Raw genomic sequence first — 21821 nt, forward strand, 5'->3', positions numbered from 1 at the left:
CACTCATTTGCTGGCCCAGGCGTTGAAACGCTGCTCGAGCTCCTCACCATGGTCGACCCAGAAGTCGACGTTCATCGCCAAGGCGCCCTGCAGGTTCTGTGGCGAGGTCGGCACCCAGCTGGCCAATGCCGGGTCAAGCTTCGCTGCCGCCTGGGTGTTGGTCGGCCCATAGGGAATCTGCTCGACATAGCGCACCTGGGTATCGGGCTGGTTGGCGTAGCTGATCAGCCGCTTGGCCTGGTCGACATGTTTCGAGCCCTTGATGATGGCCCAGTAATCCATGCCGTACAAACTGCCCGGCCACACCACCGCCAGCGGGCTGCCCTGCTGGGCGGCGACAGCGATACGGCCGCTGTAGGTCGAGGTCATCACCACGTCACCGGCGGCCAGCCATTGGGCCGGTTGTGCGCCGGCATCCCACCACTGGATATAGGGCTTGAGTTCGCTGAGCTTGGCGAAGGCCCGCTCTACCCCGGCCGGGGTCGACAGCACCTTGTACACGTCGTCGACCTTGACGCCGTCGGCCAGCAGGGCGAACTCCAGGTTGTATACCGCGCGCTTGCGCAGGCCGCGTTTGCCCGGGTATTTCTTCACGTCCCAGAAGTCGGCCCAGGAGTCGGGCGCCTCGGCCAGCTTGTTGCGGTCGTAGGCGATCGCCACGCTCCACACCAGCGCCGCCGAGCCACACGCCTGCGCAGCGTCCGGGATCAGTTCGGCGGCGTGCCCCAGTCGCTGCCAGTCGAGGTGCTCGTAGATGCCCTCGTCGCAGCCGCGGGCCAGGTCCGGCCCTTCGATCTGCACCACGTCCCAGTCGACATTACCGGTATCGGCCATGACCTGAATGCGCGCCATCTCGCCGTTGTACTCGCTCTGAATCAACTGGCTGCCGTCCTGGGCGCTAAAAGGCTGGAAGATCGCCACATCCTGGGCTTTCTGACCGGCGCCGCCATAGCCAACCACGACCATCTGCGGCGCCGCTTGCGCATTGCCAAGGCCAATAGCCAACAGCGCTGCGCAAAGGCCGGTACTGCGAGGAAATGCCTGCATCGAATTGCCTCCTGCCGGTGCCCGAAGGGCCCGTTTTCTTGTTGTTGTGAGGTCATGCCCACTGCCGTGGGTGAGAAAAAAGCTAGTCGGGAGCCAGTAAAAAAACAAGTTGATTTTTTACTGCAGCTACACTTTCATGATCAAAACAAGAACAACACCGGAGCCGCACCGCATGTCGACCGCCTTCGCTCACCTGTTCGAGCCCTTGCAGATTCGCGGCAAGCGCCTGAAGAACCGCATCATGTCCACCGGCCACGATACCTGCCTGCCCACCGACAACCTGGTCAACGACAAGCTCATCGCCTACCAGAGCGCTCGCGCCGCAGGCGGTGCAGGGTTGATCGTGCTGCAGGTCGCAGGGGTGCACGACAGCGCCCGCTACACCTCCCATGTACTGATGGCCACCGACGATGCCTGCATTGACGGCTACCGGCGCCTGGCCGAGGCCTGCCATGCCCACGGCACGGTGGTGCTGTCGCAGCTGTTCCACCCGGGAAGGGAAATCATGGAGTCGGCCGATGGGCTGCTGGCGGTCGCCTACTCGGCCTCGGCAGTGCCCAACGAGCGGTTTCGCGTGATGCCACGGGCCCTGGACCAGGTAATGATCGACGAGATCGTCCAAGGCTATGCCGATGCCGCCCGCCGCCTGTATCAGGCGGGGCTGGATGGCGTCGAGGTGGTGGCCAGCCATGGCTACCTGCCGGCGCAGTTCCTCAACCCGCGGGTCAACCTGCGCAGCGACGGCTACAACGGCGGCCTGGAACAACGCCTGCGTTTCCTGCGCGAGGTGCTGCAGGCCGTACGCGCAGCTACCGACGAAGACTTCATCGTCGGCCTGCGCATCAGTGCCGACGAACGCGACACCGACGGCCTCAGCGAGGATGAATCGCTGGCCGCCGCCGAAGCGCTGCAAGGCCAGCTGGACTACCTGCACATCGTCGCCGGCACCTCGGCCTCGCTCGGCGGCGCCGTGCACATCGTGCCGCCGATGGCCATCGCGCCGGCCTACCTGGCCCGCGAGGCCGGCACTTTCAAGCAGCGCCTGGCCATCCCGCTGTTCGTCACTGGGCGCATCAACCAGCCACAGGAAGCGGAACTGATCCTGGCCCGTGGCCAGGCCGATGTGTGCGGCATGACCCGCGCACTGATCTGCGACCCGGATATGCCAAGCAAGACCGAGCAAGGCAACGTCGAGGACGTTCGCGCCTGCATCGCCTGCAACCAAGCCTGCATCGGCCATTTCCACCGGGGCCTGCCGATCTCCTGCATCCAGCACCCGGAAACCGGCCGCGAGCTGCAGTACGGCACGCTGGAACCTGCCGCCACGCGCAAGCGCATCCTGGTGGCTGGCGGTGGCCCTGCCGGCATGAAAGCGGCGGCAGTAGCGGCTGCGCGTGGGCATGAAGTGACGCTATATGAAGCCAGTGCGCAGCTCGGTGGCCAGGTGCTGCTTGCACAACTGCTGCCGCGGCGCGCCGAGTTCGGCGGTGCCAGTACCAACCTGCAACGCGAAATGCAACTGGCAGGTGTACGTGTGGTACGTAACACACGAGTCGACCGTGCCCTGATCGAACGTGAGCGCCCCGACCTGGTGATTGCCGCCACCGGCGCAACCCCCTACTGGCCTGCCTTCGAACGCAGCGGTGAACTTCAGGTGGTGGATGCCTGGCAAGTGCTGCGCAATGAAGTGACACCCGGGCGCTCGGTGCTGGTGCTGGACTGGCGCAGCGACTGGATCGGCCCGGGTATCGCCGAACGCCTGGTGCGCGACGGCCATCAGGTGCAATTGGCGGTCAATGGCACCCATTGCGGAGAAAGCCTGCCACTGTATGTGCGTGACCACCTGGCCGGCGAACTGCATCGCCTGGGCATTCCCATCACGCCCTATGCCCGCCTGTACGGCTGCGACGACAACACCGTGTACCTGCAGCACACTGCAAGCGGCGAACCGATGATCTTCGACAACATCGATACCCTGGTGCTGTGCCTGGGCCATCAGCCACAGGACACCCTGGCCGAGGAGCTGGCCGGCCTGGTCGAGGTACGGCGCATTGGCGACTGCCTGGCGCCACGCACGGCCGAGGAGGCGATCCATGATGGCCTGACTGTTGCCTGGTCCGTCTGAGGCTGTACATACTGCCGCTTTCCCGATGGACCGACGCGCATGAGCCAGCTCCCCCAGACCCCGCCCGCCGCCGAAGATGGCGGCGCCGCGCCGCAGTTTCTTGGCACCCGCATCCGCGGCCTGCGCAAGCGCCGGGGCATGACCCTGGCGGAGCTGGCGGCGCAGAGCGAACTGACCGCAGGCTACATCAGCCAGCTCGAGCGCAACCTGTCGTACCCGTCGATTCCAGCGCTGTTCAACATCGCCCGCAGCCTGGGCGTGACCATCCAGTGGTTCTTCGCCAGCGAAGCCACCACCGCCCCCGAAGACCAGGGCTATGTGGTGCGACGCAACAGCCGGCTGAGCGTGCACTATGAAGATGGCATCGTCGACCAGTTGCTGACCCCGCAGCCCAACCGCCAGCTAGAGATGCTGCACTCGCGCTTCCCGCCCGGCACCTACAGCCAGCAGAGCTACAGCCACGAAGGCGAGGAAGCCGGCTACCTGCTTTCGGGCAGTTTCGAGTTGTGGGTGGGCGATCGTTATTTCCAATTGAGCGAAGGCGACAGCTTCAGCTTCTCCAGCCAGGAGCCGCACCGCTATGGCAACCCAGGCGAGGTGGACGCCGTGGTAGTCTGGGTCATCACCCCGCCCACGTTCTGAAGCGCAACGCCGCCATGACCGATATCGCCGGCCAGCTCGATCCGCCACTCCTGCCCGTCGACCAGCTACGGGTGGTGGTGTTCGTCGCCTATCCAGACATGGGCCTGCTCGACCTCAGCGGCGCGCAAACCGTGTTCTGGGCTGCCACCAAGGCCATGGCCGAGCGCGGCCTGCCAGGCTACCGCTTGCACACGGCCAGCCTTGACGGAGGCTTGCAAGCTACTGCCGAGGGCCTGACGGTGGCCACCGAACGCCTGGATGACGTGATGGCCCAGGCCGTCGACACGCTGATCGTGCCTGGCGCCCCCGACATCATCCGCGCCCTTCCCGACCATGGCCCGCTGGTAGCCTGGCTGCGCCGCGCCAGCCTGCACGCCAGGCGCACCGCGTCGGTGTGCAGCGGCACCTTCCTGCTGGCCAGCGCCGGCTTGCTCGACGGACGCCGCGCCGCTACCCACTGGGCGATGTGCGAGGTGCTGCGCCGGGACTTTCCGGCCGTGCGGGTGGACCACGAATCGATCTTCGTCCAGCAAGGGGCGGTATGGACGTCCGCAGGCGTGAGTGCCGGCATCGACATGGCCCTGGCACTGGTCGAGCTGGACTGCGGCCGGGACGTGGCGATGCAGGTGGCGCGCGAACTGGTGGTGTTCCTCAAGCGCCCCGGCGGCCAGGCCCAGTTCAGTGAACTGCTCAAGCTGCAGGGCCAGGCGTGCGCCGAATTCGATGCCTTGCACCTGTGGCTCAACGACCACCTTGACGACCCGCAACTGACCGTCGAGCGCCTGGCCGAGCAGGCGCACATGAGCCTGCGCAACTTCACCCGCGTGTACAAGCTCAAGACCGGGCGCACCCCAGCCAAGGCCATCGAGGTATTTCGCCTGGAAGCGGCCCGGCGCCAACTGGAAAACACCGACAGCCACATCGAGCAGGTTGCCCGACAGTGCGGTTTCGGCAGCGAAGAGCGCATGCGCCTGGCCTTCCAGCGCCACCTGGCCATCACCCCGCGCGACTACCGCGCGCGCTTCGCCCGCAGCGTGCCGCTGGCCGAAATTCAGGGTTCTTTGGCCTAGGGCGTGTTCCCTCCTCGCCCGTAACATCGTTGCCTGCAAACACGGACTACCTTGTTTATCCGGACCCTCCAGGAGCACAACGATGAAAAATATCCTGATCATTGGCGCAGGCTTCGCAGGCCTGTGGAGCGCCCTCAGCGCTGCCCGCCAGCTGGACCTGCATGGCCGCACGGATGTCGAGGTGACGCTACTCGCTCCGCAAGCCGAGCTGCACGTGCGGCCGCGTTTCTACGAACCGGAAGTACACACCATGGCCGCCCCGTTAGAGGCGCTGTTCGAGACGGTGAACGTGCGCTTCGTGCAAGGCACCGCGTTCCGAATCGATGAAGACGACAAACGCGTGCGCTACCGCACCCGCAGCGGCACCGAGTGCGAACTGGGCTATGACCGCCTGATCATGGCCTGCGGCAGCGTTCTCAACCGGCCGGACATGGTCGGTATCGAGCACGTTTTCGATGTCGATAAGATCGACAGTGCCGCACGCCTGGAGGCCCACCTCAAGGCGCTGGCCAACCTGCCCGACACGCCTGCACGCAACACCGTGGTCGTGGCAGGCGGTGGCTTCACCGGCATCGAAACCGCCACCGAGCTGCCGTCGCGCTTGCGCAACATTCTGGGTGAGCAGGCACAGCTGCGCGTGGTGGTGGTCGACCGCGGCGTAAAAATCGGCGCAGCGCTGGGCGACGGGATTCGCCCGGCCATCGAACAGGCCTGCGAGGCACTCGGTATCCAATGGATCTGCGGTGCCACCGTGGCATCGGTAGACCCCGACGGCGTGCTGCTGGACAACGGCCTGCGCATCGAAGCAAGCACGGTGGTATGGACCGTGGGCTTCAAGGCCAACCCGCTGACCGAGCAAATCAGCGGCGAACGCGATCGCCAGGGCCGTCTGCATGTGGATGGCAACCTCAAGGTCATAGGCAACGATGCGGTCTATGCGGCAGGTGATGTGGCGTACGCGGCGTGCGATGACGCAGGCAACCATGCGGTCATGTCCTGCCAGCATGCCATTCCACTGGGCCGGTATGCAGGGAACAATGCAGTAGCCGAACTGATCGGCGTGGCACCGATGACCTACAGCCAGCCCAAGTACGTGACCTGCCTCGACCTGGGTGCCTGGGGGGCGGTGTATACCGAGGGCTGGGAGCGCACCGTGTCGCCACCGACCGACAAGGCTGAAGCCAAAGTGCTGAAGTCGCAGATCAATTCGGTGTGGATCTACCCACCGGCGGCCAACGACCGGGCAGCGGCCCTGGCAGCGGCAGACCCGACCATACCGGTGGCTTGACCACAGCGCTGCACGCGGGGGGTGTACCTGTAGGAGCCGGCTTGCCGGCGATAGGGGCCAGGCAGGCAATGCAAGTCTGTCTCCCCCGGCTCATCGCCGGCAAGCCGGCTCCCACAGAGATCGGGGCAAACCTTTGCGTTTAGTGCAAGGTGATTGTTCCCACAATGCAATTGCGCTTCGCTGCGAACCCGTGGCATAGATGCAGGTCAACGTCTGTACGTGTCTGCATCACGCCATTCAAGGAGTTCGTGCATGAGCAAGCCCCCCTACGTCCCGCCCAAGGTGTGGCGCAACGAAGCAGCTTCCGGCGGCCAGTTCGCCAGTATCAACCGCCCGATCGCCGGCCCGACCCACGACAAGGATCTGCCGGTGGGCAAGCACCCCTTGCAGTTGTACTCCCTGGCCACACCCAACGGCGTCAAGGTGACCATTCTGCTGGAGGAGCTGCTCGCGCTTGGCCACGAAGGCGCCGAATACGATGCCTGGCTGATTCGCATTGGCGAAGGCGACCAGTTCTCCAGCGGCTTCGTGCAGGTGAACCCCAACTCGAAGATCCCGGCCCTGCTCGACCGCAGTGTCGAGCCGCCGGTTCGGGTGTTCGAATCGGGCTCTATCCTGCTGTACCTGGCCGAGAAGTTCGGCGAGTTCCTGCCCAAGGCCCCAGCCGCACGCACCGAGAGCCTGAACTGGCTGTTCTGGCAGATGGGCGCGGCGCCTTACCTGGGCGGCGGGTTCGGCCACTTCTATGTGTATGCGCCGGAGAAGTTCGAGTACGCCATCAACCGCTTCACCATGGAAGCCAAGCGCCAGCTGGATGTATTGGAGCGCCGGCTTACGCAAAGCCGCTACCTTGGAGGCGACGAATACAGCATCGCCGATATTGCCGTGTGGCCCTGGTACGGCCAACTGGTGCGGGGCAACCTGTATGGCGCAGCGGAATTCCTGGCCGTGCACGAATACCCGCAGGTGCAGCGCTGGGCCGAAGAAATCGCCCAGCGGCCCGCCGTGCAGCGCGGCACGCGGGTCAACCGCACCTGGGGCGATGAAGATAGCCAGGTAGCCGAGCGGCATGCCGCGACGGACCTGGACTGAGTGTTTCGGGGCCGCCAGGCGGCCCCTTCGCGGGGCCAACAGTGCCCGCTTGCAAAAAACCATTTCTGCCGCGCAAACCTCCTTCCCCAAGCGCCTTCTTGTACACTCCTCGCAAAAGCCCCCACCTGCACAATTTTTGGTGAAAGCATGATCGAGGTAACCGAGGTTTCCATTGCCGAGCTGCGCGACGCGCTCGAAGCAGGCCGCACGACGGCGGTCGAGCTGGTCAAGGCCTACCTGGCGCGTATCGACGCCTACGATGGAGCCGCTACCGCCACTGCCCTGAACGCCGTGGTAGTGCGCAACCCAGAAGCGCTGAAAGAAGCCGAGGCTTCCGACGCCCGCCGCGCCAAGGGCCAGCTGTTGAGCCCGCTGGATGGCATCCCCTACACCGCCAAGGACAGCTACCTGGTCAAAGGCCTGACCGCCGCTTCCGGCAGCCCGGCCTTCAAGGACCTGGTCGCGCAGCGCGACGCCTTCACCATCGAGCGCCTGCGCGCCGCCGGCGCCGTGTGCCTGGGCAAGACCAACATGCCCCCAATGGCCAACGGCGGTATGCAGCGTGGCGTCTACGGCCGCGCTGAAAGCCCGTACAACGCCAACTACCTGACCGCGCCGTTCGCCTCGGGCTCCTCCAACGGTGCCGGTACCGCCACCGCCGCCAGTTTCAGCGCTTTTGGCCTTGCCGAGGAAACCTGGTCCAGTGGCCGCGGCCCTGCCTCGAACAACGGCCTGTGCGCCTACACCCCGTCGCGGGGCGTGATCTCGGTGCGCGGCAACTGGCCGCTGACGCCGACCATGGACGTGGTGGTGCCCTACGCCCGCACCATGGCCGACCTGCTGGAAATCCTCGACGTGGTTGTGGCCGACGACGCCGACACCCGTGGCGACCTGTGGCGCCTGCAACCTTGGGTACCGATCCCGGCTGCCTCGACGGTGCGCCCGGCGTCCTACCTGGACCTGGCGGTCGACGCCAGCTCGCTCAAGGGCAAGCGTTTCGGCGTACCGCGCATGTACATCAATGCCGACCCAGAGGCCGGCACCTCGGAAAAACCGGGCATCGGTGGCCCGACCGGCCAGCGCATCAACACCCGTGCCACCGTCATCGACCTGTGGCAACAGGCTCGCCAGGCCCTGGAAGCGGCCGGCGCCGAAGTCATCGAAGTGGACTTCCCGCTGGTCTCCAATTGCGAAGGCGACCGCCCGGGCGCACCTACCGTGTACAACCGCGGGATCGTCAGCAAGGAGTTCCTGCATGACGAACTGTGGGAACTGTCCGGGTGGGCGTTCGACGATTTCCTGCGTGCCAACGACGACCCCAAGCTCAACCGCCTGGCCGATGTCGACGGCCCGCAGATCTTCCCCCACGACCCGGGCACCCTGCCCAACCGTGAGGACGACCTTGCCGCCGGCATGGACGAATACGTCAACATGGCCAAGCGCGGCCTGAAGACCTGGGACCAGATCGAAACCCTGCCGGACGGCCTGCGCGGCCTGGAAAAGACCCGCAAGCTCGACCTGGAAGACTGGATGGACAACCTGGGCCTGGACGCGGTGCTGTTCCCGACCGTGGCCGACGTGGGCCCGGCCGATGCCGACGTGAACCCGGAATCGGCGGACATCGCCTGGAGCAACGGCATCTGGGTAGCCAACGGCAACCTCGCCATCCGCCACCTGGGCGTGCCGACCGTGACCGTACCGATGGGTGTCATGGCCGACATCGGCATGCCGGTGGGGCTGACTTTTGCCGGGCGCGCCTACAGCGACAACAACCTGCTGAGCTTCGCTGCCGCGTTCGAATCGACCGGTTCGCGTCGCATGATCCCGCCGCGTACGCCTGCGTTGGGGTGATCGTTCACTAGCGATTGGCGTTGTTGCGAAGATCGAGCGCCGCCCGCGCGGCGCATCGCCGGCAAGCCGGCTCCCACAGGATTGCTACAGAACCTGAAGCCTGCGCTGTGCCTGTGGGAGCGGGCTTGAACTGGTCAACTAATTTTGGACACCGGTTTAGGTTTTATGCCGCTGCCTTCAGCTTTTTCTCCATGGCTACCGGGGTTTCGTAACCGTTGTAGCTGTGGAGGCGCTTCAGGTTGTAGCGCACCAAGTAAGCCTGGATGTCCGCCCGAGCTTGCTCTTCGGTTTCATAGCCCTTAGCAGGGATCCACTCTGATTTCAGGGCCCCGAAGAAACGCTCCATGGCGGCGTTGTCCCAGCACTGTCCGCGATGACTCATGCTCTGGTTCAGGCTGTACTCTTCAAGTGCAGCCCTGAATTTGTGGCTGGTGTACTGACATCCCTGGTCGGAATGAAACATCACGCCTGTCGGTTTGCCACGGGACTCGGCCGCCATGTGCAGTGCGTTACAGGCCAGCCTGGCGTCCGCAATCATCGAAAATGCCCAGCCGACTACACGGCGCGCATAAAGGTCGATCACAGCGGCCAAGTACAGCCAGCGCTTGCCAACCTGGATGTACGTCACGTCTCCACACCAAACCTCGTTGATCGTCGAAACTTTGAAATTTCGCTTCAGCTGATTCTCAGCAATCAATGCTTCCACGCCTGATGAGCGGTACCGGTGCGGCCTACGCTGCCTGCACTTAAGGTTAGCTTCACGCATCAGCGCACGTACTTTGTAACGCCCAATCTTATGGCCGTCGCGTCGTAACTCCTGGGTTAGCGTCCGCGACCCGGCCGAATCGCGAGAGGCTTTGAAGTGGCCTTCCACAGCCGAGCGTAACTGATCCCGTTCAGGATTTTTTCGGGCTTGGCGCTGGCGCCACGCATAGAAACTGCTGCGCTTGACCCCAAGCACGCGACAGCATTCGACAACACCATATTGCTCACTCAGTTCGTTGATCAGCGAGAACGATCTTTGGAGTCCCGAAGCAGGAGAGCACTGGCCTTTTTTAGGATTTCGATATCTCGATCTTTCTGCCGAACCAGTGCCTCAAGCTCTTGGATTCGATGTTGATCCGGGGTAATGGCCTTGGCTCCAGCTGGCACCTGGCCCTCCCGCTCCTTGCGCACCTGTTCGACCCAACGCCGCAGGGCTGTAGGCCCAATCTCAAGCATTTCGCAGACTTCGGGGACTGACTGGCCACCGTCCAGCACCATCTCGGCAGCCCGGACTTTCTGTTCTTTCGAGTATGACTTTCGCACTGATTTTGCCTCCAATTGGGCGCCATCATAGCGCCCTAAGAAGGTGTCCAAAATCATTAGGCCAGTTCAGCTTGCCGGCGATGCGCCGCAAAAGCGGCGCTCGATTGCAACCCTTCCCAAATTCAACGACATACACCCGGCGTCACACGCTACCATTGAGCCCTACCTCGAGCATTGGCCCTCTCTGCTCATACCGAATGAAGCGTCGTGGAGCTCCCTGATGACCCTGCACATCCACACCCCCCTGATCGAGTCCCGTCCGCTGTCGCTGGCCGCCGGCCGTGCGGTCTGGCTCAAACTCGACGCCCTGCAGCCCTGTGGCTCGTTCAAGCTGCGCGGCGTGGGCCATGCCTGCGAAGTTCACCACGCACGTGGCGCGCGCCACTTCGTGTCCTCGTCCGGAGGCAATGCAGGCCTGGCGGTGGCCTATGCCGCTCGCAAACTGGGCGTTCCGGTAACGGTAGTAGTGCCCGAGACCACCACCGAGCGGGCCAAGGAGCTGTTGCACCAGGAAGACGCCAAGGTGGTGGTGCATGGCAGCTCCTGGCAGGAGGCCAACGCGCTGGCACAAACCCTGGTCGGGCCGAATGATGCCTTCATCCACCCGTTCGACGACCCCTTGCTGTGGACGGGGCATGCCAGCCTGGTCGATGAACTTGCCGCTGCCGGGTACAAGCCCGATGCGGTGGTGCTGTCGGTCGGTGGTGGCGGCCTGCTCAGTGGCGTGGTCGAAGGGCTCCAGCGCAACGGCTGGGGCGATGTGCCGGTGCTGGCAGTGGAGACCGACGGGGCGGCTTCGTTACACGCTGCGATGCAGGCCGGCCATTCGGTGGAGCTGGAGCGTATCGCTTCGGTGGCAACCTCCCTGGGCGCCAAGCGGGTGGCCGACCAGGCGCTGGTGTGCGTGCGGGAGCATCCAGTGCACAGTGTGCTGGTGAGTGATCGCGCGGCGCTGGAGGCGTGCGAGCAATTCCTGGGCGACCATCGAGTACTGGTGGAGCCGGCCTGTGGGGCGGCGCTGGCGGTGGCTTACCAAGCCGAGGCGTTGAGCGATTACCAGAATGTGCTGGTGGTGGTTTGTGGGGGGGCTACGGCGACGCTTGGGCAGATTCAGGATTGGTTGAAGCTCGTCGACTGATGCTGATTTGACTGGTCTTATCGCCGGCAAGCCGGCTCCCACAGGTGCGCCATTGCCTCCAGGAGCAGTGGCAGCGCTGTGGCAGCGAGGGTGTCAGAAATTTTGTGTTCGGGCATAACATGAGTAAGAGGTGCATGTATGCCAACCAAAAAGAAACCCCTGCGTGACCTGCCCAAAATCCCCAAAGAGCTGCTGGAGCAGTTCGGTGAGGGCCTGATGACCGCAGAAGCTATCGAGGATGCCTCTGCGGCGTTCAAAAAGGCCTTGATCGAGCGTGCTCTGCATGCCGAGCTTGGTCACCACCTGGGTTATCCGCCGGGCGCGCAGCGCCCAGAGGATGAAACCAACCAGCGTAACGGCAAGAGTGGCAAGACGGTTTTGACCGGCGATGGCCCGCTGCGGCTGGAAATTCCTCGTGATCGAGACGGCAGTTTTGCGCCCATTCTGATCCCTAAGCACGAACGGCGGTACACCGGTTTCGATGACAAGATCATCGCCATGTACGCCCGTGGCATGACGGTCAGAGAGATCCGAGCGTTTCTGTCCGAGCAGTATGGAACCGACGTTTCGCCCGATTTCATCAGCTCTGTGACAGACGAGGTCATGGAAGAGATTGGCGCGTGGCAACAGCGGCCATTGGAGCCGATGTACCCGGTCATTTTCTTTGATGCGCTGCGGGTGAAAATTCGCGAAGAAGGCCTGGTGCGCAACAAGGCCATTTACCTGGCTTTGGGCGTTCTACCCGACGGGACGCGCGATATCTTAGGCATCTGGATCGAGAACACCGAGGGTGCGAAGTTCTGGATGAAGGTTTTTAACGATCTCAAGACGCGTGGTGTCGAGGATGTGCTGATTGCCGTGACCGATGGCCTCAAAGGCATGCCAGAGGCTCTCAGCGCCGTGTTTCCAGAAACGACGCTGCAGACGTGCATCGTGCACCTGATCCGCAACAGCCTCGACTACGTGGCTTGGGACAAGCGCCGGGCACTGGCCAAGGCGTTGAAACCGATTTACCAGGCCATCAATGCAGAAGCGGCTGAGCAGGCATTGGATGAGTTTGAAAACGGACCCTGGGGCAAACAGTATCCAACGGTCGTGGCAGCCTGGAGACGCGCCTGGGATCGAGTGATTCCCTTCTTTGTCTTCCCACCTGCCATCCGCAAAGTGATCTACACCACCAACGCTATTGAGAGCATCAACGCCCAGCTACGCAAAATCATTAAAACTCGGGGGCATTTCCCGAACGATGAAGCAGCCACCAAGCTGATCTGGCTGGGGCTGCGGAACATCACGGCAAACTGGGGCTCGGCGGCGCATGATTGGAAAAGTGCGATGAATCAATTCGCGATTCTGTACGGGGATCGGTTCATCAGGCCGACGTGGTGAAAATCGGGCCTGCCTAACGGCAGGCCATTACCGGCCCGAACACAAAAAAACTGACAGTCCCGTGGCAGCCGGCTTGCCGGCGATAAAGCCGCTACTGTCACTCAAGCAATTGAACGATCCGCGGCACCAGCGATTTCCCTTCGACTTCCATCACCGCCACCGTTACCGGCAACTTGAACCGCCGCGGCCCGGCGCTGCCAGGATTCAGGAACAGCCGCCCTTCCCGCCAGTCGATCAGCGGCTTGTGCGAATGCCCCGTGATAACCACCTGCACCCCCTCATCCAACACGTCAGGCACATCAGCGATATCGTGCACCAGCAGTGCCTGCCACCCACCCATCTCGAAGCGCAGTCGATCGGGCAAGTGCGCGGCCCAGGGCAGCTTCAGGTCATTGTTGCCACGCACGATCTGCACGGGCGCCAAAGCTTCGAGCGCCTCGACGATCGCGGATTTACCGATATCACCGGCATGCACGATCAACTCGCACCCCTTCAGCGCATCGATCGCCTCGGGGCGCATCAAACCGTGGGTATCAGAGATGACCCCTACCCTCATGTTCTGCTCCTGTATCGGCCTGTTCTGTAATGGCTGCTCATCGGAAACTCATTGGCTTGCATAGCTGATGATTAGGATGTTCACACAGGACTGTTCCAATGTGCCCTGCATCTTTGGAAAAACCCGCCCCAACAGTAACAACCGCGACGAAATGCTTATCTCACTCTTTCGATATGCAGCAAGTGAAGGCACAATGCGTGTCCTTTTTTTGGCCGGCCTTGCCGGGGGCCTTTAAATGATCAAGACGCCGTACTACCTCATCGATAAAACCAAGCTGCTGGCCAACATGGAGAAGATCGCCTACGTGCGCGAACACTCCGGTGCCAAGGCCCTGCTCGCCCTCAAGTGCTTCGCCACCTGGTCGGTCTTCGACCTGATGCAGCAGTACATGGACGGCACCACCTCTTCGTCGCTCTACGAGCTCAAGCTCGGCCGCCAGAAGTTCGCCGGCGAGACCCACGCCTACAGCGTGGCCTGGGCCGACGACGAGGTCGAGGAAATGCTCGAGAACTGCGACAAGATCATCTTCAACTCGATCGGCCAGTTGCAGCGCTTTGCCGAACAGTCCGAAGGCAAGGTCCGCGGCCTGCGCGTCAACCCGCAGGTGAGCAGCTCCGACTACCTGCTGGCCGACCCGGCACGCCCGTTCAGCCGCCTGGGCGAGTGGGACCCGGAAAAGATCGAAAAGGTCATCGAGCAGATTTCCGGCTTCATGTTCCACAACAACTGCGAGAACGGTGACTTCGGCCTGTTCGACAAGATGCTCACGCACATCGAAGAGCGCTTCGGCCACCTGCTGCACAAGGTCCAGTGGGTCAGCCTCGGTGGCGGCATCCATTTCACCGGCGAGGACTATGCCGTCGATGCGTTCTGCGCGCGCCTGAAAGCCTTCTCGGAAAAATACGGCGTGCAGGTCTACCTGGAGCCAGGCGAAGCCGCCATCACCAACAGCGCCTCGCTGGAAGTGACCGTGCTCGACACCCTGTACAACGGCAAGCACCTGGCCGTGGTCGACAGCTCGATCGAAGCGCACCTGCTCGACCTGCTGATCTACCGCCTCAACGCCAAGATGGCCCCCAACGATGGCGAGCACACCTACATGGTCTGCGGCAAATCGTGCCTGGCCGGTGACATCTTCGGCGAGTACCAGTTCGATCGTCCGCTGGCCATCGGCGATCGCCTGTCGTTCATCGATACGGCGGGCTACACCATGGTCAAGAAAAACTGGTTCAACGGTTTGAAGATGCCGTCCATCGCGGTCAAGCAGCTCGACGGCAGCGTCGAACTGGTGCGCGAGTTCGGTTTCGAAGACTACGTTTCCAGCCTGTCGTAAGACCGGCCCTCAAAAGTAAGGAGCAACAGGTAAATTGAAGAAGAACGTTCTTATCATTGGTGCAGGAGGTGTCGCCAAGGTGGTGGCCCACAAGTGCGCGCAGCATAACGACGAACTGGGTCGTATCGCTATCGCGTCACGGAACATCTCCAAATGCCAGGCCATCATCGACAGCGTCAAGGCCAAGGGTAGCCTCAAGGTACCCGCCGACATCCAGGCCTTCTCGCTCAACGCCCTCGATGTCGAGGCGACCAAGGCACTGATCCGCGAGACCGAATCGCAGATCGTGATCAACGTCGGTTCCGCGTTCCTCAACATGTCGGTGCTGCGTGCCTGCATCGATACCGGTGTCGCCTACCTGGACACCGCCATCCACGAAGAGCCGGGCAAGATCTGCGAAACCCCGCCGTGGTACGGCAACTACGAGTGGAAACACCTCGAAGAGTGCCAACAAAAGAACATTACCGCCATTCTCGGCGTCGGTTTCGACCCGGGTGTGGTGAACAGCTACGCAAAACTTGCGCAGCAGCAGTATTTCGACAGCATTGATTCGATCGACATCCTCGACGTCAATGCCGGTTCCCATGGCAAGTACTTTGCCACCAACTTCGACCCGGAAATCAACTTCCGCGAGTTCACCGGGCAAGTCTGGAGCTGGCAGAACAGCCAGTGGACCAGCAACACCATGTTCGAAGTCAAGCGTACCGACGACCTGCCGGTGGTTGGCTCGCAGAACCTGTACCTCACCGGCCACGACGAAGTTCACTCGATCTCGAAGAACCTCAACGTGCCGAACGTGCGCTTCTGGATGAGCTTCGGCGAGCACTACATCAACGTGTTCACCGTGCTGAAGAACCTTGGCCTGCTCTCCGAGCAGCCGGTCAAGACCGCCGAAGGCCTGGAAGTGGTGCCGCTGAAAGTGGTCAAGGCCGTGCTGCCCGACCCGGCCTCCCTGGCCCCTGGCTACACCGGCAAGACCTGCATTGGTGACCTGGTCAAGGGCACCAAGGACGGCCAGCCGCGCGAAGTGTTCATCTACAACGTGGCCGACCACGAAGAAGCCTACGCCGAGACCGACAGCCAGGGCATTTCCTACACCGCCGGTGTACCGCCAGTGGCCGCTGCCCTGCTGGTCGCCCGTGGCGAGTGGGATGCCAAGCGCATGGTCAACGTCGAGGAGCTGCCGGCCGAGCCGTTCCTCAAGGCGCTGGACGTGATGGGCCTGCCGACACGCGTGAAAGATGAGAAAGGCGATCGTCCTTGGGACGCTGAAGCCTAAGCTGCTGTAGAACGAAGGGGCGCCAACATGGCGCCCCTTCTGTTTTTCTGCACAGGCCCCATCGCCGGCAAGCCGGCTCCCACAGGTGTGCTCCACGTGCCCCCTGTGGGACCCGGCTTGCCGGCGATTGGGGCTACTTCCTGGCCTCCAGTATCAGGTTGAACGGCGTCTGCGTCGCCCGCCGGAACCGGGTGAACCCCGCCTCCTCGAACACCGCCCGCAACCGCGCCTCCCCCGCCTGGGCACCGAGCCCCAGCCCCACTTCCTGGGACAGCGAATTCGGCGTGCAGATGAACGTCGACGCCGCATAGAACAAACGCCCCACCGGCGTCAGGTTGCCCTCCAGCGAATCCTCCGCATACGGTTCCACCAGCATCACCGTACCGTCGGCCTTGAGCGCCCGGTGGGCATGCCGCGCTGCGCCCACGGGGTCGCCCATGTCATGCAGACAGTCGAAGAAGCACACCAGGTCATGATCGTGGCCCGGGTAATCCTTGGCTGAAGCCTTCTGGAAGTTCACCCTTCCCTCCAGCCCTGCCTCACGTGCCCGGTCGGTGGCCGTGGTGATGGAAGGCGCGTGGTAGTCATAACCGATGAACATCGACGCAGGGAATGCCTGGGCCATGACCAGGGTCGAGGCGCCATGCCCGCACCCGACATCGGCCACCTTGGCTCCAGCCTGCAGCTTGGCAACTACGCCGTCGAGCGCCGGCAGCCACTCGGCCACCAGGAAGGTGCGATAACCTGGCCGGAAGAACCGCTCGGTGCCACTGAACATGCACGGATGATGGTCCCCCCAGGCCAGCCCGCCGTCACCGCGCATGGCCGCCACCAGCTTGTCCTTGTCGTGGAACAGTGCTGCCACCACCGCCGCGCCGCCGGCCATGTAGGCCGGCGAGTCTTCCAGCGCCAGGGCCATGGCCTGTTCCTCGGGCAGCACGAAATGCCCTTTGTCATGGGTCATGTAGCCAGACGCCGCCTGGGCGTTGAGCCATTCGCGCACCAACCGCGGGTGGCAACCGGTCTTGGCCGCCAATGCGTCGGGCGTGGTCGGCTGGCTGTCGGCCATCGCCCGATAGAGCCCCAGCTCGTCACCAAGAATGACGTTGGCCAGGGTTGCCGCCGCACCCATGTCGCCCACCAGCTTGCCCATGAACGCGTGAAGCCTTGCCTCGTCCATGACCTGCCCTCCTCTGCAAGAAGGCCACCGTCGACGAGGGAAGTCCGGTCCGGGGGGCGGTGGTCGGATGATGGTACGGGCTCGCTGCCATGAAGACAGCAGCGGGCTGCTTGTAAGTTTAGATGCATATTTTTCACATCCACTTCACTCCTGCGCCACAACCGCACGGCTAAGGTGCTGGCCAATTCCGGGTGACGAGCCCTGACGCCCACCCGTTGGATCCTGACCTTGGAGTGCATGCATGCTGGAGAATGTGATCGAGACACCCCTGCCCCCTGTACGCGCCAGGCGTCTGCCCGGGCTGCTTGGTGTGCTGCTGGCAGTGCTGTCGCTCGGCCTGTGGCATCTCTCCCGCGCCCAGGTCAGCGACCTGAGCAGCACGCAGCAAATGAGCGACCACGGGGTTTACAGCGCCTGGGCCAAGGGCGAGGTGATCGTCCTGATTCGCCATGCCGAACGCTGCGACCGCTCCAATCATGCCTGTCTCAACGACCCCGCCGGTATTACCGTCGACGGCAGCCACGCCGCGAAAGCCGTGGGCGATGGCATCGTCCGGCTTGGGCTGGGGTCAGCCGACATGCTCAGTAGCCCGGAGGTGCGTACCCGCCAGACCGCATCGTTCATTTTCGGCAAGGCCATCGAGACCCAGGACTGGCTGATGCAGTGCGACAGTACGTTTGCCGACGCCGCATTCGCCCACAAGCACGAAGCCCGCAACCTGATTCTGGTCACCCACAGCGGTTGCATCGATCAGCTCGAGCGGCAGCTGGACGTGCCCGGCGGCGAGCGTGACAGTGGCTATGCCAGCGCGCTGTTCGTGACCAAGGGCAGCGACGGCCAACCCCACATCCTGGGGCAACTCAATGCCAAACAATGGCGCGAACTTGTCAGCGACACAGGGAAGTAATCATGCCCACTCCTTCACGTAGCACGTTCTACATCAACAACCTTGCGCTTCCACTGGCGCTGGCAGTGGTGGTCTTCGTGCTTTTCGACCTCACCGAGCTGGACCGCTGGATCAGTAATCTGCTGATCGACCCGGCCACGGGCAGCTTCCCGTTGCTGCATGACCAATGGTTCGAGAAAGTCACCCACAAATGGCCACGCATTCTGCCTGACTGGACCGGCGAGGCGGCCGTGATCGGTTCGCTGCTGTCGTTCCTGTGGCCACGGTTGCAGCACCACCCGCACGCCCGGGTGACCCGTGTATTCAACACGACCAGGATCAGCCCGATACTGCGCTTTACCGCCCAGCATCGGCGCGATTTCCTGTATGTCGTTGTAGCCTTCGCCCTGAGCACCACGGTCATCCATTACCTGAAAAGCCACACCAGCGTGTACTGTCCCGTGGAAACCACCTTGTACGGTGGCCATGAACTGCGCAAGGAGTGGTACGAGAACTTCAGCCTGTTGAGCAAGGCGGGGGATGGCCGTTGCTGGCCAGGTGGCCATGCCTCCAGTGGCTTCACCTTGCTAGCCTTGTACTTCGTGGCCCTGCGCCACCGCTGGCAGCATGCGCGCAAGCTGCTGGTGGCGATTCTGCTGATCGGTTTCGTCTACGGCACCACCCGGGTGCTCCAAGGCTGGCACTACATGTCGCACACCTTCTGGGCCGGCATTGTCGTCTGGTTCGCCAGTTGGGCAACCGCCCTGCTGTTCTATGGCCGGCCGGCCTTGCAAGGCGCGGGGCAACAGGCTCCGGACAATCCCGCAGCGCACGCCTATGCTTGAGCCATCTCACTGCTCTGGAGTGTGCGATGCCCAGCCGCGAAACCGCCTTGCTACAAAGCTGGCAACACAATGCCCAGGCCTGGATCGACGCCGTGCGCAGCGGAGCCATCGAAAGCCGCCGGCAGGTAACCGACCAGGCCGTTCTGCTGGCCATTCTTGGTCGCCAGCCTGAGCGGGTACTTGACCTGGGTTGTGGTGAAGGCTGGTTGCTGCGCGCCCTGGCTGACCGTGGCATCGATGCCACGGGTGTGGATGGAGATGCCGCATTGGTTGCAGCTGCGCAGGCGGCCGGCTCGACGCAGGTGTACCAGGCCAGCTATGAGCAGTTGGCCAAAAGCGCGTCGGGGATTGGTAGCGGTTATGACCTGATCTGCGCCAACTTCGCCTTGCTTCAGCAGGATATCATCCCACTGCTTGCTGCTATGAAAGCACTGCTGGCGCCGGGTGGCGCGATGTTGATCCAGACGTTGCACCCCTGGAGTGTGGCCAACGGCGACTACCAGGATGGCTGGCGCGAGGAGTGCTTTACCGGCTTCGCCGGCGACTGGCGACCGATGCCGTGGTACTTCCGCACCCTGGCCAGCTGGCTGAATGCGCTGGACATGGCGGGTTTCAGGCTGGCCAGCCTGCAGGAGCCGCAACATCCGCAGAGTGCCGCGCCACAGTCGTTGCTGCTGGTGGCTGAATAGCCCTTGCACGAAGCTGCTTGATATCCCCCCGTAGACCCCGCTAGCCTGCGCTTCCCCTACCGGACGGACCCTGCCCCCTGCGCCCGCGCGACCTCACCGCCTACCTGTTCCTGGCCATCGCCTGGGGCTGCTCCTTTCTTGTGGTGCTCAAGGTGGTGCATGCCTTCGGTTGGGCCGGGGCGGTGAGCTTGCGCTCGTTGATCGCCGGCAGCACGCTCGCGGTGCTGGGCGCCCTGCTCGGCCGTCGGCTGCCTCTGCTCAAGCCGTTGCTGGTAGTCGGTGCCACCACCGTGGCAGGGCAGCTGATCGGACTGTCCTATGCCACCCCCTCTGATCGGCACGGCAATGGCCGCGATCTTCATCGCCACCATTGCGCTGTTCTCGATGATCATCGGCCGTGCCTGGGGCCTGGAGAAGATCACCCCGCAAGGCTTGGCGGGGTTGCTGCTGGGTATGCTGGGGATCGTGATGCTGGTGGGGTTTCCGGCCCAACCGGTGAACGAAGCCTTCATCCATGGCTGCATCGCTTCGATATTTGGCTGCGTATGCGCCGCCTTCGGCAGCAACTACGCCAGCCTGCACCTGCGCGGGCAAGACCCGTGGGCGGTGACCGGCGGCGCCTTCCTGGTCGGCGGCGTGTTGACGCTACCCCTGCTGCTACTGGTGCCAGTGCCGACCACCCCACAGGCCGGCGACTGGCTCTACCTGCTGATCAGTGGCTGATGAGCGCCACCACCTATGTGCTGTACTTCGGCCTGGTTGCGCGCATCGGCGCGACCCGCGCCATCAGCGTAGAATTCGTCGTGATGCTGATGGCCGTGGTGATTGGTGCGTTGTTCCTGAACGAGGCGTTGAGCCTGCTGCAGGCGGCAGGCGGCGTTGTGATCATGGTGGGCTGCATGCTGGTGCTGGGATTGCTGCCCGGACGCAGGCGGCGCCTGCCCGATTAACGCTGAGCGGTGCTTTGCTCGACCGGCGGGGTCAGCTGCAGTACCCGGTTGCGACCACCTTCGGCCAGCAGGTAACCGCCCTTGCCATCCGGGGTGATGGCCTGGGGCGCCTTGAGGAAGGTCAGCACGGTGTGCTGGGTGCCGTCTGCATCGACCCGCAGCAGGCGGGCACGGTGCGTACTGTCTTCGCTGATCCACAGGCCGCGCTGGTCGCACATCAGGAACGTCGGGTTGCGCAGGCCTTCGACCACCACCGGGTCCTGGCCATCTTCGGCCAGCGCACGCACCTTGCCGGCGCCTTTCTCGGTGTAGAGCAGGCGGCCGTCGGCGCAGCGGGTCAGGCCCTCGGTTTCCGTCAGGTTCGAACGCAGCACCTCGAGCTGGCCGCTGGCCCACGCGTAGCGCATCAGCCGACCATTGCCCTTGCGGTCCTCGATCGCATACAGGTAGTCGCCATCGTTCCATAGCCCCTGAACGCTGTCGCCCTCGAACAGGTGGGTGACCTGCCCGTCACGCGACAGGCTCACCGGCGCACGACCGCCCTCCTGGCTGAACACCCAACCGCCCTGGGCCGCAACCATGCCGTCGGGCTTGGACAATTTGTCGATCAACACCACACGTTCGCCCTGGGCGGTGATCTTGAGGATGCTGCCGCGGCCATCGTCCAGCTCGCGGCTGACCAGCAGGCTACCATCGGCCTGCACCAGCAGCGAGGCAGCCTTGGCCACGTCACGGTGCACCACAGCGACATCCCAGCCATTGCTGGCCTGGACCGGGTAGAAACTTTGCCAGGCGAAGAAGCCCAGGGTGGCGGTGAGCACGGCCGCGGTGGTGGTCAGAGCGATACGGGTGCCGCGCTGGCGCAGGATGGGCATGGGTGTGAGACTCCTGGAACGTGCCGAGGATCCTAGCAATGGGATGTGAAAAAAATGTCAATTCTCGGCAATGAGCTGCGATTTACGCGTGGGAGCCCGCTTGCCGGCGATAGGGTCACCGCTGACCAACATGTGCCTGACCTGGCCTCATCGCCGGCAAGCAGGTTCACATTCAGTAAGCAAATACCGGGTATTTCAACATTTAATTTGTGGATGCAACGGACTGGCCCATATGCTGTCCGCACATCCCCTGCACGCACCGGCCGGTGTGGTCCAAGGCA

19 protein-coding genes and 1 pseudogene are annotated in these 21821 nt (G+C 63.3%); 14 read left to right on the plus strand and 6 right to left on the minus strand.

The features are described 5' to 3' along the window. Nucleotides 1-3: 3 nt before the first annotated feature. On the minus strand, nt 4-1047 hold the full coding sequence (locus KU43P_RS14520; RefSeq protein WP_317658064.1) for an ABC transporter substrate-binding protein: 1044 nt from the start codon (nt 1045-1047) through the stop codon (nt 4-6). Between the two features lie 172 nt (nt 1048-1219). Here KU43P_RS14520 and KU43P_RS14525 point away from each other — a divergent pair, with 172 nt between their 5' ends. The 6 genes from KU43P_RS14525 to KU43P_RS14550 all read left to right on the plus strand — a co-directional run bounded on the left by KU43P_RS14525 (nt 1220) and on the right by KU43P_RS14550 (nt 9115). Next, entirely contained in the window at nt 1220-3172 is a 1953-nt protein-coding gene (locus KU43P_RS14525; RefSeq protein ID WP_317658065.1) for an FAD-dependent oxidoreductase, read from the plus strand. Between the two features lie 39 nt (nt 3173-3211). Next, complete coding sequence (locus tag KU43P_RS14530; RefSeq protein WP_317658066.1) at nt 3212-3814, plus strand: cupin domain-containing protein; 603 nt, start codon at nt 3212-3214, stop codon at nt 3812-3814. 14 nt (nt 3815-3828) lie between these two features. Beyond that, nucleotides 3829-4884 (plus strand): GlxA family transcriptional regulator, encoded by a 1056-nt coding sequence (locus tag KU43P_RS14535; protein WP_317658067.1) that lies wholly within the window; start codon nt 3829-3831, stop codon nt 4882-4884. A gap of 82 nt (nt 4885-4966) precedes the next feature. Beyond that, nucleotides 4967-6172 carry an NAD(P)/FAD-dependent oxidoreductase gene (locus KU43P_RS14540; protein ID WP_317658068.1) on the plus strand — a complete coding sequence of 402 codons (1206 nt, stop codon included), beginning with the start codon at nt 4967-4969 and terminating at the stop codon, nt 6170-6172. A gap of 252 nt (nt 6173-6424) precedes the next feature. After that, nucleotides 6425-7264 carry a glutathione-dependent disulfide-bond oxidoreductase gene (gene yghU / locus KU43P_RS14545; protein ID WP_317658069.1) on the plus strand — a complete coding sequence of 280 codons (840 nt, stop codon included), beginning with the start codon at nt 6425-6427 and terminating at the stop codon, nt 7262-7264. 147 nt (nt 7265-7411) lie between these two features. Next, a complete protein-coding gene (locus KU43P_RS14550) occupies nt 7412-9115 on the plus strand; it encodes an amidase (RefSeq protein ID WP_317658070.1) in 1704 nt (567 codons plus the stop codon). Between the two features lie 163 nt (nt 9116-9278). Here the strand turns inward: KU43P_RS14550 and KU43P_RS14555 are convergent, their stop codons facing one another. Continuing rightward, the gene (locus tag KU43P_RS14555) at nt 9279-10124 is read right to left on the minus strand and encodes an IS3 family transposase (RefSeq protein ID WP_317663767.1); all 846 of its coding nucleotides are present in this window, start codon (nt 10122-10124) and stop codon (nt 9279-9281) included. Beyond that, the gene (locus tag KU43P_RS14560) at nt 10121-10480 is read right to left on the minus strand and encodes a transposase (protein ID WP_317658071.1); all 360 of its coding nucleotides are present in this window, start codon (nt 10478-10480) and stop codon (nt 10121-10123) included. The genes KU43P_RS14555 and KU43P_RS14560 overlap by 4 nt, the downstream gene beginning before the upstream one ends. A 163-nt stretch (nt 10481-10643) precedes the next feature. Here KU43P_RS14560 and KU43P_RS14565 point away from each other — a divergent pair, with 163 nt between their 5' ends. After that, a complete protein-coding gene (locus tag KU43P_RS14565) occupies nt 10644-11561 on the plus strand; it encodes a pyridoxal-phosphate dependent enzyme (protein ID WP_317658072.1) in 918 nt (305 codons plus the stop codon). Nucleotides 11562-11699: 138 nt separating this feature from the next. Then, nucleotides 11700-12947, plus strand: coding sequence for an IS256 family transposase (locus KU43P_RS14570; RefSeq protein ID WP_317658073.1), 1248 nt, complete (start codon nt 11700-11702; stop codon nt 12945-12947). A 97-nt stretch (nt 12948-13044) separates the two neighbouring features. Here KU43P_RS14570 and KU43P_RS14575 read toward each other — a convergent pair whose 3' ends face one another. Then, entirely contained in the window at nt 13045-13503 is a 459-nt protein-coding gene (locus KU43P_RS14575) for a metallophosphoesterase family protein (RefSeq protein ID WP_317658074.1), read from the minus strand. 235 nt (nt 13504-13738) lie between these two features. Here KU43P_RS14575 and nspC point away from each other — a divergent pair, with 235 nt between their 5' ends. Together nspC and KU43P_RS14585 are read left to right on the plus strand one after the other, a co-directional pair. After that, nucleotides 13739-14836 carry a carboxynorspermidine decarboxylase gene (gene nspC, locus KU43P_RS14580; protein ID WP_317658075.1) on the plus strand — a complete coding sequence of 366 codons (1098 nt, stop codon included), beginning with the start codon at nt 13739-13741 and terminating at the stop codon, nt 14834-14836. 34 nt (nt 14837-14870) lie between these two features. Next, nucleotides 14871-16115, plus strand: a complete 1245-nt coding sequence (locus KU43P_RS14585; protein ID WP_016394970.1) for a saccharopine dehydrogenase family protein — start codon at nt 14871-14873, stop codon at nt 16113-16115. A 133-nt stretch (nt 16116-16248) separates the two neighbouring features. Here the strand turns inward: KU43P_RS14585 and KU43P_RS14590 are convergent, their stop codons facing one another. Then, nucleotides 16249-17295 (minus strand): class I SAM-dependent methyltransferase, encoded by a 1047-nt coding sequence (locus KU43P_RS14590; RefSeq protein ID WP_317658076.1) that lies wholly within the window; start codon nt 17293-17295, stop codon nt 16249-16251. Between the two features lie 241 nt (nt 17296-17536). On the opposite strand from KU43P_RS14590, the gene KU43P_RS14595 reads away from it, so the two are divergent. The 4 genes and pseudogenes from KU43P_RS14595 to KU43P_RS14610 all read left to right on the plus strand — a co-directional run bounded on the left by KU43P_RS14595 (nt 17537) and on the right by KU43P_RS14610 (nt 20665). After that, nucleotides 17537-18202 carry a histidine phosphatase family protein gene (locus KU43P_RS14595; protein WP_317658077.1) on the plus strand — a complete coding sequence of 222 codons (666 nt, stop codon included), beginning with the start codon at nt 17537-17539 and terminating at the stop codon, nt 18200-18202. A 2-nt stretch (nt 18203-18204) separates the two neighbouring features. Next, nucleotides 18205-19026 carry a phosphatase PAP2 family protein gene (locus KU43P_RS14600; RefSeq protein WP_317658078.1) on the plus strand — a complete coding sequence of 274 codons (822 nt, stop codon included), beginning with the start codon at nt 18205-18207 and terminating at the stop codon, nt 19024-19026. Between the two features lie 26 nt (nt 19027-19052). Then, nucleotides 19053-19715 (plus strand): class I SAM-dependent methyltransferase, encoded by a 663-nt coding sequence (locus KU43P_RS14605; protein ID WP_317658079.1) that lies wholly within the window; start codon nt 19053-19055, stop codon nt 19713-19715. Nucleotides 19716-19792: 77 nt separating this feature from the next. Continuing rightward, nucleotides 19793-20665, plus strand: a pseudogene (locus tag KU43P_RS14610) (DMT family transporter). On the opposite strand, the gene KU43P_RS14615 reads toward KU43P_RS14610, so the two are convergent. Further along, entirely contained in the window at nt 20662-21540 is an 879-nt protein-coding gene (locus KU43P_RS14615) for an SMP-30/gluconolactonase/LRE family protein (protein WP_317658080.1), read from the minus strand. The pseudogene KU43P_RS14610 and the gene KU43P_RS14615 sit on opposite strands and share 4 nt — an antisense overlap. Between the last annotated feature and the right edge of the window lie 281 nt (nt 21541-21821).

This window comes from Pseudomonas sp. KU43P (assembly GCF_033095865.1).
Classification (GTDB): domain Bacteria; phylum Pseudomonadota; class Gammaproteobacteria; order Pseudomonadales; family Pseudomonadaceae; genus Aquipseudomonas.